At 58.1% G+C, this 11877-nt stretch carries 9 protein-coding genes; 6 read left to right on the top strand and 3 right to left on the bottom strand.

What is annotated here, in order from left to right:
• Positions 1–266: 266 nt before the first annotated feature.
• The 5 genes from FAX90_RS13480 (at position 267) to FAX90_RS13460 (ending at position 5232) form a co-directional block, all read left to right on the top strand.
• Positions 267–2660 carry a TonB-dependent receptor gene (locus FAX90_RS13480; RefSeq protein WP_144097948.1) on the top strand — a complete coding sequence of 798 codons (2394 nt, stop codon included), beginning with the start codon at positions 267–269 and terminating at the stop codon, positions 2658–2660.
• A gap of 199 nt (positions 2661–2859) precedes the next feature.
• Positions 2860–3390: a cupin domain-containing protein gene (locus tag FAX90_RS13475; RefSeq protein WP_144097947.1), complete on the top strand. Its 531-nt coding sequence runs from the start codon at positions 2860–2862 to the stop codon at positions 3388–3390.
• 148 nt (positions 3391–3538) lie between these two features.
• The gene (locus FAX90_RS13470; protein WP_144097946.1) at positions 3539–3949 is read left to right on the top strand and encodes a VOC family protein; all 411 of its coding nucleotides are present in this window, start codon (positions 3539–3541) and stop codon (positions 3947–3949) included.
• Between the two features lie 138 nt (positions 3950–4087).
• Positions 4088–4480: a VOC family protein gene (locus FAX90_RS13465; protein WP_144097945.1), complete on the top strand. Its 393-nt coding sequence runs from the start codon at positions 4088–4090 to the stop codon at positions 4478–4480.
• Positions 4481–4539: 59 nt separating this feature from the next.
• Positions 4540–5232: a glutathione binding-like protein gene (locus FAX90_RS13460; RefSeq protein ID WP_144097944.1), complete on the top strand. Its 693-nt coding sequence runs from the start codon at positions 4540–4542 to the stop codon at positions 5230–5232.
• Positions 5233–5373: 141 nt separating this feature from the next.
• Here the strand turns inward: FAX90_RS13460 and FAX90_RS13455 are convergent, their stop codons facing one another.
• Genes FAX90_RS13455 through FAX90_RS13445 form a run of 3 tightly spaced genes read right to left on the bottom strand, consistent with a single transcriptional unit; the run spans position 5374 to position 10513 of the window.
• Positions 5374–7671, bottom strand: coding sequence for an arylsulfatase (locus tag FAX90_RS13455; RefSeq protein ID WP_240704917.1), 2298 nt, complete (start codon positions 7669–7671; stop codon positions 5374–5376).
• 44 nt (positions 7672–7715) lie between these two features.
• A complete protein-coding gene (locus FAX90_RS13450; protein ID WP_144097943.1) occupies positions 7716–10268 on the bottom strand; it encodes a TonB-dependent receptor in 2553 nt (850 codons plus the stop codon).
• Between the two features lie 41 nt (positions 10269–10309).
• Complete coding sequence (locus FAX90_RS13445) at positions 10310–10513, bottom strand: hypothetical protein (RefSeq protein ID WP_144097942.1); 204 nt, start codon at positions 10511–10513, stop codon at positions 10310–10312.
• A gap of 465 nt (positions 10514–10978) precedes the next feature.
• On the opposite strand from FAX90_RS13445, the gene FAX90_RS13440 reads away from it, so the two are divergent.
• Positions 10979–11809, top strand: a complete 831-nt coding sequence (locus FAX90_RS13440) for a TetR/AcrR family transcriptional regulator (protein ID WP_170234988.1) — start codon at positions 10979–10981, stop codon at positions 11807–11809.
• Positions 11810–11877: the final 68 nt, after the last annotated feature.

The raw sequence follows: 11877 nt of genomic DNA, 5'->3' as shown, positions 1-11877 counted from the left end.
CGGCAGTTCCGTTCCTTGTGTGGGCATGCAGCAAAGCCGCGGCTCCCCGACCGGACAATCCTCCAATTTGTGATCTTCATGCTGGTGACCGCCTGGCCCCGGAACATGGTTAACCGCTCCCTAAGCAGCCTTTTTACTGATTTATGATCCGTGCATCATTTTTTCTTGAGTGGGCGGGATTATTGGGCTAGACCTCAGAAATCGGATCGAGCTTTGACAGCTCCAAAAAGGCGGTTGGCCGCCATGCAAAATGGGAGAGCGCAGCGATGAAGCGCGTTATTGATGGTAATTTCCGCGGCGCCTGCGTGCAGGATGACGGCAAGGCGCAACCCGTTCTTCGGCTGATGGCCCTGGGCCTTGCCGGGGTATCGGCTTTGGCGATGGCTCCCCACGCGGCATCGGCGCAATCGGCAGATGATGAACCCGCTGAAGTCGTCGAGGAAGAAGCCTACGTTCCCGGTGAGATCGTCGTAACCGCGCAAAAGCGTGAGCAGCGGCTCAGCGATGTCGGCATTTCGATCGTTGCGGCAACCGCCGAGCAACTTCAGAATGTCGGCGTCACGGATGTCAGCTCGATCGGCAAGATCGCACCGGGCTTTACGGCAGCGCGCTCCATTTCCGGTTACCAGATCTTCTCGATCCGCGGCATCAACTTCAATTCCGCGCAGATATCCGCGTCACCGACCGTATCCACCTACGTCGACGAAGCGGCGCTGCCTTATTCGGCGATGACGCAAGGCCTGCTTCTGGATGTCGATCACATCGAAGTGCTCAAAGGTCCGCAGGGTACGCTGTTCGGCCAGAACGCAACCGGCGGCTCCGTCAACGTCATTTCGGCCAAGCCGACCGACTACCTCACCGCGGGCTTCAACGCGGGGGTCAATCACTTCGGCGAAGTCAACGTGGACGGTTATGTCAGCGGTCCGCTGAGTGACACTCTGCGCGCGCGCCTCGCGTTCCAGACAACCCAGTTCGGCCCTTGGCAGAAGGGCTATTTCCTCAACGATCGCAAGATCGGAGACTCCAATCGCGGGGCGGCCCGCCTGCTGCTCGATTTCACGCCGAGCGATCGGTTGAAAATCTCTCTCAACGTCAACGGCAATTACGATCACGGTGAGCCGCAGGCTTTCCAGTTCCAGACCGCCGTGCCGCAGAACCCGGCTGGCGCAGCGCCGGGCCTCATCACCTATCCGCGTGCGGACGATAACCGGGGCGCCGATGTCGACGGTCCTCAGCGTAACGACAACAGCCAGTACCAGACCGTGCTTCGCGCGGACCTGGAACTGAATGACGACCTGACGCTGACCTCGATCACGAACTACATCCACACCAACTACGAAGCGCACATCGACTCCGATGGCACCGCCCTGGGCATCGCCCGGGACAACCACTATTCGACGGCCAAGAGCTTCGGGCAGGAGCTTCGGGTTGCGGGCAAGATCGATGAGCCGAATATTCATTTCATCATCGGTGCCAACTACCAGAAGGACAAGTTCCGCGAACAGGACGTGACCGAGCTTCCGCTCTACTCGTCCCTGCCGGGCGCGACCTTCAACACCGTATTTCACGATACGAACCGGGCGGCAGCCGTATTCGGCAACCTAGAGCTTGAAGTCGCGGACGGGCTGACGCTTGTTGGCGGGGTTCGCTATACCGAGACCCGTCAGTCGACGAGGGGCTGTTCGGGCGACGATCAGCCCGGCTCGCTCAGCGGATTTGTCGGCCCGCTCGCCAACTTCCTTCGCTCGCTCCAGGGGCTGGCACCGACCGACGCCTTTGCGGGCAACCGCTGCGCCACGCTTGACGACCGGGTGATCGATGGCGTCGCCACCTATTTGCCGACCGAATTTCAGGGCGCGGTGAAGGAAGATAACGTGTCATGGCGTGCGGGCGTCAACTACAAGCCGAACGACGATACGCTGCTCTACGCACTGGTCAGCCGCGGGTACAAGTCCGGTGGCTATCCGTTCCAGAACACGGTCGTTATCAGTCAGATCAAGCACGTCCGGCAGGAAGAACTGACCGACTTCGAAGCAGGCTTCAAGACCGATCTGGCAGACAGCCTGCTGAGCGTCGAAGGGTCTGGCTTCTACTACAAGTATAACGACAAGCAGTTCTTCTCGTACATCACTGTGCCTTTCATCGGCGCGGCGCCGACGTCGCTGAACATCCCTCGCTCGACAGTGAAGGGCGTCGATTTCGCGCTGACCGCGCGTCCCGCCGACGGCCTGACGATGCGGGGCGGCGTGACGTACATCAAGACGCGCATTGGCGAGTATAGCGGCATCGACATCAACGGTGCGCCTGTTGATTTCACTGGAAATCGGTTCAACTTTGCGCCGCCTCTCTCGGGTACGGCCGATATCAACTACGAATTTCCGATTTCGCGGGACTTGGACATGAACATCGGCGCGAACGCCGTGTTCAATACCCACACGTTCTCTGACCTCGCCAATTCGGATAATTCGCGCATTGATGGCTACGCGGTTTTCGACGCGCGCATGGGCGTAAGCTCGGCAAAAGGTTGGACGGCATCTGTTTACGTGCGCAACCTGACCGACAAATACTACTGGACCAATGTCGCGCTGGGGTCGGACACGATCAACCGCTTCACCGGCAGGCCGCGGACCGTTGGCGCGTCCTTCGGTTACCAGTTCTAACCGATCATTCAGCTTGCGCGGCGCATGCTGCGCAAGCTGAAACCGCCATGCCCGCCTGTCGGCGGGTTCGAGACCAACAGGCCTGTTGCCACGACGAACACATGTTGACCTTGCTACTGCGGATAGACTAATGATTCGTCGATCATATTTTAACGGCCAGGCATAGGCACGAAAGAGAATTAGCCCAGAGGAGCCTCACATGCGCGAATTGAAGATCACGAGACTTGACGGTTTTACCGAGGAACACGAGTCGCGTGTCTATCCCGATGGTTCCGCTCTGGTGAGAGGCGGCTCGCTCCCCTGGATTGCCTGGGCGGACGGGCTCGATGCCAAGGTTCTCTCGATCGATTGGGAGAAGGAGATGATGGTTTTCCTTCTCAAGAACCGCAGGGGTCTGAAGGCCGATCATCATTGCCATGTCGGTGCGGCCTACGGCTATCTGGTGAGCGGTTTTGTCGAGACGGAACTGGGCGACGTCCATGGCGGTGACCTGATCATCGAACCCGGCGGCGTGGTGCACGACGCGCTTTCGATCGAGGAGAGCATTTATCTGTCGATCGTGTTCTACGGCGTGGGCGGCCTCGATGAAAACGGCGAGCCGGATGACAACGCGGTGCTCGATTGCATGGGGCTTTACCAGCTTGCCGTCGGTGCAGGGTGCGCAGACCATCTGACACCGCCGCCAGAGGGCTGGAGCAGGCAGGTGAAAGCCGAGAGGCGCGTCAACTGACGCACGGATCGCACGCAGCGATTGCCGTGATGGATGTCCGGCGCGGGTCCTTTGGGGCAGCGTCCCAAGCCTTTGCACCCATCGCCGCGCACGGACCTGCGGCGCGCGATCGAACCCGCTCAGAACAACGAAAGCCGAGGAGGCGATAATGCAGGAATTGGCTGTGGCCGAAGTCGCGTTCGGGTCGAACGACCTCGAAAAGGCCAAGGTATTCTATGATGCCCTATTCGCGGTGATAGGCGTCTCGCCCCTGACCGATACGCCCGCTGGTGGTCGGGTCTATGGCGATTCCCTGAACCGCCCTTTCTTTGCGGTCCTGCCCCCCTTCGACGGCAAACCTGCGACGGTCGGCAACGGCAGCATGGCGGGGATCGACGCCAATTCGCCCGAGCAAGTAGACGAACTTTACGCCACGGCGATCGCCCAGGGCGGCACGGATGAAGGCCCGCCCGGATACCGGAACCTCGGGCCGATCAGCTTGTACGTCGGGTATTTCCGGGACCTCGACGGCAACAAGCTCGCGGGATTCTATTTCCCGCCCGTCGATCAGGAAGACTGACCTTCAGGTTCCGTCGTAACGACCGGGCTCGCTTTGTCGGACCCGGTCGGTGATGGGCAACCATAAATACAAGTGGCCCGATGAAACCGGTTTTCACCAGGCTCGTCAGATGAGCGCATCAGGCAGCGGGAGTTAGCGATGATCAGATATGCAATGGTGGGTTCGAACAAGCTGGAAGAGGCGAAGAAATTCTTCGACGAAATCTTCGCGGTCACCGGCGTCGCCGCCATGGGCGAACATCCCAGTGGCGGACGGATCTACGGCATCGACTTCGAGCATCAGTTTTTCGGAGTCGTCGGCCCGTTCGACGGAAAGCCGGCCACTGCGGGTAACGGCACGATGATCGCGCTCAGGATGCCGTCCGCCGCCAAGGTCGACGAGATCCATGCCAAGGCTCTCTCTCTCGGCGGATCGAACGAAGGCGATCCCGGTTTCCGCGGCCCGGAAGAGTGGCAGTATTATGCTGCTTATTTCCGGGATCTGGACGGAAACAAGTTCTCGGTGATCCACTGCGGAAACTCGAACATCTAGTGGGTATCTCCCGGACGTGACCCGCCGACCACCTGACCCGCATTCATCCCGGAGAGCCCATGATCGATCTCTATTACTGGCCGACGCCGAATGGCCACAAGATCACGATGATGCTCGAGGAATGCGGGCTTGCCTACAACCTTATGGAACTCGACCTTTCTTCGGGTAAGCAACGCTCTGCCGAATTTCTGGCGATCTCTCCTAATGGCCGAATGCCGGCGATCGTCGATCATGCCCCTTCTGCCGGAGAGGGGCCGCTAACAGTCTTCGAATCGGGCGCGATTTTGGTCTACCTTGCCGAGAAGGCGGGCAAATTTCTGTCGGATGACGCCCGCCAAAGGTTCGAGGCCCTGCAGTGGCTGTTCTGGCAGATGGGCGGGGTCGGCCCGATGGTGGGTCAGAACGCATATTTCTCGCTCTACGCACCCGAAAAGATCCCTCACGCGATCCATCGATATCGTGCTGAGACCGATCGGCTTTACGGCGTTCTTGAGGGCCACCTTCGCACGCGAACTTACGTGGCCGGTGACGATTATTCCATCGCGGACATGGCGATCTATCCGTGGGTTGCCTGCCATGACTATATCCACGCCGATATCGACCACCTGACCCACCTCAGCCGCTGGATGGAACAGGTTGTAGCCAGGCCCGCGACGATCCGTGCCTATGAGATTGCCGAGAAGGTGAACCCCGATTTTCGCACGCCTCCGGTGATGACCGACGAGCTTCGTAAAGTTCTGTTCGAGCGCTGATCCAATTCATTTTCGACCGAAGCAGATGAACACTTCCAGAGGCATCGTCTGAGCAAATGGACCCGATTGAAGTTTAAGGGTGTGAGGGTATGGCATGGGCGATGAGGGGCGCTTAGGATTAGAGTGTAATCACATTTTTGATTACTCATTCTCGATTTTGATTCTCACTTCGGAAATCGTAGCCTGCAAGTCGTTGGGCGACTGATAGGCTTCCGTGACTGGAGTGCCGGTGTCGGACCCGATCTCGAAACTTTCGTCCAACGTGAAACGTCCGCGTTGGATCTTTGCAAGCGTTGCTTCACCCAATAGCTCGTCTCCATCGAACATCCGGACCGTGGCACCCGTCCCACCGTCAGCGTCGCGGTCGAACACGAGCGATAGCTCGTGCTTGCCAGGTTCGAGTGGTGTGGCGGATGTGATCTGGGTGCGATCGAGATCGGCCAGATTATAATGAAAGGCGACCTTTCCCTGGTCGAGATACCAGGACATGCCGCCAAATCGCCCACCGACGGAGAGAATGACGCCCGATGCATTTGCAGGGACATCAAGTTCCGCTGTCGCGCGATAGCTGTTTCCGGTGATCCGCGGCGCGGTGTCTTCCGGTATCCGCGAAACCGGGCTTAGATAAGTAAATTCGTTGAGACCCGCCAGCACGCGGGGGTGGCCTTCGATGCCCTCGAAGCGATGCAAGGGAAGCGCGTCGGCCCGGCCCGCTTCGGCAAAAAACAACTCTCTCATCGCTTCCAGCCGCTCAGGATGGGACCTGGAGATATCCTTAGACTGGCTGAAGTCGGTTTCGAGGTTGAACAGTTCCCATTGCCGACCATCGACCTGAGTAGGGGTGGCCTGGCCAGTCATTGTCATCTGCCATGGCATTCTCTCGGGAACGGAGGCAGCCACCCAGCCATCGTGATAGATGCCCATGTTGTCCCAGATCGCGAAATACTGTGTGCGATGGCGCGAAGGCGCGTTCTTGTCGTTGAAGCTATAGGCAAAGCTGATGCCGTCGACGGGTTGTTGATGCGCGCCGTCCACCATCTCGGGGACCTCGATATGCGCAGCTTCGAGCAGGGTCGGCATGATGTCCGTCACATGCACATACTGCGAACGTACTCCGCCGGGCTCTTCAATACGCTCGGGCCAGCTGACAACCATGCCGTTTCGCGTGGAGCCGAAATGAGAAGACAGCTGCTTGAACCACGGAAACGGCGTGTTCATGGCCAGCGCCCATCCTGCCGGATACGTGTTCATCGCATAAGGGCCGCCCATCTGGTCCAGGCGACTTTCGATCACGTCAAGCGAAGCGGCATTGCCTGAAAGGATGCCATGTTCGTTGATCCCGCCGTCGTCTCCGCCCTCGGCGCTGGCACCGTTGTCTCCCTGGATGAAAACGACCAGAAGGTTGCCCCCGGTCTGCCGGCGCATTTCGTCGACCACACGGCCGATCTCGTGGTCGGCATAGCTGAGCGCGGCGGCAAAGGCCTCCATTTCGCGGGCATAGACGCGTTTTTGCTGATCGGTGAGGGTTTCCCAAGCCGGAACAACGTCCGGTCGGGGGGCGAGGCGAGTACCCTTCGGAACAATCCCTTGCGCGATCTGCCGCTTCAACGTTTGTTCGCGCGTCACATCCCAGCCGGCATCGAAATGGCCCCGATATTTTGCCATCCATTCGGGCGGGGCGTGATGCGGCGCATGCGCCGTCCCGGTGGAGTAGTAGACGAACAGCGGCTTGTTCGGCGCTGCACTGCGCTGCGTGCTGATCCAGTCTATGGCCTTGTCGGCCAGATGGCCGTCGAGATGCTTTTCGGGCGGCATCTCCGGAGCTTCTACAGCTACGGTGTTTTCGATCAGGGTTGGCGCCCACTGGTTGGTATCGCCACTTAGGAATCCGTAGAAATACTGAAAGCCAAGGCCGGTGGGCCAACGATCGAAAGGTCCTGTGGGGCCGATTTCCCAAAGCGGCGTAATGTGCCCTTTTCCGAACATGGCCGAACCGTAACCAGCATCGGTCAGCAATCGGGCCGCGGTCGCCGCGCTCTTGGGTAGGACGCTGGTATAGCCGTCGTAACCGGTCGGGACATCCATTACCGTGCCGACATTCACGGCATGATGGTTCCTGCCTGTAAGCAGCGCGGCACGCGTCGGAGAGCAGATGCCGGTGGTCGTGAACGTATTATAACGCAATCCCTGCTGCGCGAGGGCATCGAAAACCGGGGTCTCGACTGGCCCACCGAATGTCGATGAAGAGCCGAAGCCGACATCGTCGGTCATGACAAGCAGGATGCTTGGGGCGTCCGCGTCGGCATGGGTCATGGGTTCCCACGAAGGGGGGGCAGCTTCCTCGACGGTTCTGCCTTGCGCCCAGATTTCACCACTTGCCAACAAGGCAACCGCGCAAACCCCAAGACTGACTGACCTAAAAATCTTCATGCCCGACATCGGCCTCTCTCTCCAATACAACGCCCGCTTCCTGGGGTTCGACCTCAGTTGAAATTCACGGTTGCCCGCAGCCAGATTTCCCTGCCGCGGCTCACTGAAGCGGTAATATCTGCAGGGATTCCTGAACCGGGCGCGCCGCCGGAAAATTGCCCGTCGTAGGAGTTCGACCAGTATCTCTTGTCGGTGAGATTCTTGCCGATGACCGCAAGCTCCCATCGCTCGTCGGCATCGGACAACCTTAGGGCGGAATTCAGCAGCGTGTAGGCTGGCTGGCGTCCGTCAGGATTTGAGTTGATGTTGCCAAGATAGCTGCTGGTATGTTGCGCATCCAAGGAAAACCCCATGTCGAGGTTATCGCCGACGGGGACTTGATAATCGATGCCGCCCGACAGGGTCCAGTCGGGTGCGTTCAATAGTTCCTTGCCCGAAAGATCCTGGTTTGAGGCCGCTACGTCACAGCCTTGTATTTCGGTCTGTCCGGCATAACACGGCGCTGTGGGGAAGCTGGTATACTTGCCGTCATTGTAGGCCAGCGCGCCCCTGAGCACGAGGCCGGGCAGGGCCGTTCGATAGTTGAAGTCGAATTCGAAGCCCTTGACCTTGACGCCAGCCGCGTTCTCAAGCCTGCTTTGTCCATTGACGAAATTCGTCACCTGCAACCCGGCGATCTTGTAGTGATAGGCAGCCAGGCTAATGTTGAGTGCCCGATCGAAAAGTGCTGCCTTGTAGCCGACCTCAAACCCCTTGATCTCTTCGGGATCATAGCTCGTGTCCACGCCGTCGACCCAGGTGACGGCCGAGGTGTTGTATCCGCCTGAGAGGAAGCCCTCCTTGTAAGAGGCGAAAATGTTCGAGGAATCGTTCGGCTTCCAGGATACCGTTATCTCAGGGGAGAAATCGGTCCATGTTTTCTTGACGACACCGGGTTCGACCACTTGCGTCGGATCGCTGGGATCGATCAGCACGACGGGAGCACCGCCGCCTAAAGCCGCGCCGATCCTGTTGCCGCTGCTGAGCACCCGGTCGATCGATTTGGTTTCACGCGAATAGCGACCGCCCGCAGAAATCTCGATGTCTTCAACCGGATTGAAGCGTGCCTGCATGAAGGCCGAGTACGTATTGCCGGAACTGTCTACGACGTTGTTGGTGAGCTGGATCGGGACCCGCGAAAGACCGTTCGAAATGAGCGTGTTGAACAGGCCCACACCAGCTGCTTCAGGCTCGACCGCCATGACCAGAACGTGTGTCGAGCTGGACTGTTCGGTGTCGGCGAAAAAGACCCCGGCCGTGAAGTTTATCGAGCCGTCAAAGTCGGAGTCGAGCCTCAATTCCTGAGAGAATTCATCATATTCGAGCTGTGCTGCCGCTGGCAGCGCTGCCGTGAATGTCGGGACGAAATTGCCCGTGTTGGTAAATCGGTTGCGATAGTATCCCGAAATCGAGGTGAAGGTGAGATCGTCGGCGACGTCCTTGTTGATTTCCAGCCCGGCGAGAAGCTGCTTCTGCCTGGAATACGTCTCGCCGTCCCTAAAGATCGGTGCATAGTCGCCGATATCCGGGCCCAACGACGTTGCGATAATCGCTCCGTCGGCCTCGCAGGTGTCTCCGCCTCCGCCAAAAAAGCGGAGAAAGCCGGCTGGGCAAACCACGGCTTGCGTAGAACCGGAAAGTCCGTTGTCGCGATACTCACCATAGGAAAGCTTGGCTCGGATCATGAAAGAATCCGAAGGATCGAACACGGCCGTCCCGCGCACTCCGAATTCCTTCGACTTCGGGCTCCTGTCGTAATCGGGTTCGAGATAGGCGCCGTCAGGGGTTACCTCGCGCATATCGCCTCTCTGCCGCGTCGCGAAACCGGCAAGTCGTACACCCAGATCATCACCGAGCGGCGTAGAAACGAAACCTTCGCCGCGGATCTGGTCTGCATTGAACTCATAGCCGACAGTCGCCGATGCGCTCAGTTCCGGCGTCGGGTCGGCGGTGCGGATCGTGATGATGCCGCCCGGACTGTTCTTGCCGAAGAACAGCGCTTGGGGGCCCTTCAGAACCTCAACCCCGGCAAGGTCGAACGTTCCCATACGGCGGACGGACGCCTTCGCGATCTGCACACCATCAATGTTGAATGAAACGGCCTGGTCGCCCTGCGGATTGCCCGCCGGTCCGGAGATACCGCGCAAAACGACTGTGCCGCCCTGGATGCCTCCGTTCTGGTTCGCGATGGTCAACTGCGGAACCAGTGTCGAGATACCATCAAGATCGTTGACGCCGCTGTTCTTGAGATTTTCGCCACTGATCACGGTCATCACAACAGGCACATCGATGTAGGCTTCGGTACGTTTGCGCGCGGTCACGACGATTTCGCCTGTCGATGCCGGTTCCTCCGCTTGGGAGGCGGTATCGTTCATGCCGCTATCGCCGGTATCACCACTGTTCTGAAAACTGGCGTTGCCCGAAGATAACGGCTGGAGCGAGGAGGGCGAAGAAGCTGGTCCTGCTAACGGCGCTTCAACTTCTGTCGCTGCGGAAGGCGAGTTATTGAGAACCAGTACCGAAGCGATCGCGAGGCCACTGACCCGCGCTGCTAAAAATCCACTCATCCCCTGCTCCTTTTTTAGTATTTATATTATTTATCAGACCATTATTGGCGATGTGCCGCTGCCATGAACCCGCATGTTCGTGCTGAATCCTGATCAAGACCGATCAGACTGGCGGCTAGGCTGCGGTGCTTCAGAAATATGCCGTCCAGAACCGCGCCGGCCGCCTGACACGCCTGCGCCTCAAGCCTGTCCATCGGTGCGATGATGATCGGCGAAATCGAGAAAGGAGTGCCGGCTTTGCGCATTCAGGAAACGCCGGGACAACCAGTTGGAACGCGACAATGGATTGCGCCACAGGCCCTATCGCAAGCTGGCGAAGCGCCTTCGCAACCTGGAGCCGCGAGCGCAAAGTTGCGCATGGTGTCAACCGCCATTTCTAACCCCTCCAGCCCTGCACGTGATTGATCACTGGTTGAGTCAGCGTAAGTCACATGCGTTTATAATTATGAGAAGTGAACGCATATGAGTTTCATGTCAAGAGGTTGCATTGATATGCATTATTAGGCGCTCTTCTATCGCAGGTTTACGGCAAAAAAGATATATATATCATATAGATAAATATATTATGGGATTTGTGCTGTCGGGAAAAAGGGGAAATTATTTTATATTTCTCTTGCGAATCCTGATCTCAACTGCTGCTCGCATTTCCACGTGGAGTCGGATAGGTTACAAATAAAGCAGCCTGTTTCATTCCGCCGGCAGGAAGATTGGTGACATTGAAAAATTCGAAAATTTTCACCGAGGTGCCAAGCGAATTCAACGAGAAGCAACTCGCGCTGATCCTCGCTGCAGAACGGGAATTCGCGCGAGTTGGCATTGAGCAGGCGTCTTTTCGTCGAATTGCCACCAATGCTGGCAATGGAAACAACAATGCGGTGCGATATCACTTCAAAAGCAGGGCGGGGTTAGTCCTGGCTCTGCTACGATATCGCGTAGGCCAAATGGAACGGCGCCGACAAACGATGCTCGACGTAGCGCGAGAGATCGGTCTGCTGGGTGATATCCCGACGCTAGTCCGTATGTTCTGTGTGCCGCAAATGGACCTCATGACTGAGAGCGGTGAGTTCCCATATGCGCGGTTCCTCCTGCAATTCTATTCGCCTTATCGCGAGAATAGCTACGCAGGGGTGGTCGAGAAAATTACCGAGGAATTCCCCGCAGTTGGCGAAATTCGTCGGCTGCTGATCCTGGCGATTGGCGGGACACCTGAATGGGCGAACCGCCGTCTGGTTCTCGGGTTTTGCATGTTTCAAACTGCAATCGCGCAATATGCCAGCGCTGTCCGGTCTGGAGACTGCGCCGACACGCTTTCGGATCTGGTCGCTGATACGCTCGTCATGGTGAGCGCAAGCCTCGCTGCAAGCGATAAGAAGGACATTCGGTCGGAGCAAGAAGCGCTGGTGTCCGCGATCCCTGTCGATAGTTTGTGCATGGGCGACACACTTGGTTCGCTGAAGAAGGAAAATGAAGCACTTAAGGATTTAATCGGGATGCTGAGTGTCCGGCTTAAGGGCTTGTCAGAGCAAAATGCTCCTGATTGAAAAGTGAGTGGGTGAGTGAGTGGGTGCGGGTAGGGCAGGGGCCATGCCGCCTTCTTGAAAACCAGCCA

Source organism: Croceicoccus sediminis (assembly GCF_007570835.1).
Lineage (GTDB): Bacteria > Pseudomonadota > Alphaproteobacteria > Sphingomonadales > Sphingomonadaceae > Croceicoccus > Croceicoccus sediminis.
Note: the sequence above shows the minus strand (reverse complement) of the source record. Positions and strands in the feature narration are given on the sequence as shown.

Coding starts and splice junctions, on each gene's coding strand:
- FAX90_RS13480 (WP_144097948.1), top strand. CDS start 267: ATGAAGCGCGTTATTGATGGTAATTTCCGCGGCGCCTGCGTGCAGGAT.
- FAX90_RS13475 (WP_144097947.1), top strand. CDS start 2,860: ATGCGCGAATTGAAGATCACGAGACTTGACGGTTTTACCGAGGAACAC.
- FAX90_RS13470 (WP_144097946.1), top strand. CDS start 3,539: ATGCAGGAATTGGCTGTGGCCGAAGTCGCGTTCGGGTCGAACGACCTC.
- FAX90_RS13465 (WP_144097945.1), top strand. CDS start 4,088: ATGATCAGATATGCAATGGTGGGTTCGAACAAGCTGGAAGAGGCGAAG.
- FAX90_RS13460 (WP_144097944.1), top strand. CDS start 4,540: ATGATCGATCTCTATTACTGGCCGACGCCGAATGGCCACAAGATCACG.
- FAX90_RS13455 (WP_240704917.1), bottom strand. CDS start 7,671: ATGTCGGGCATGAAGATTTTTAGGTCAGTCAGTCTTGGGGTTTGCGCG.
- FAX90_RS13450 (WP_144097943.1), bottom strand. CDS start 10,268: ATGAGTGGATTTTTAGCAGCGCGGGTCAGTGGCCTCGCGATCGCTTCG.
- FAX90_RS13445 (WP_144097942.1), bottom strand. CDS start 10,513: ATGCGCAAAGCCGGCACTCCTTTCTCGATTTCGCCGATCATCATCGCA.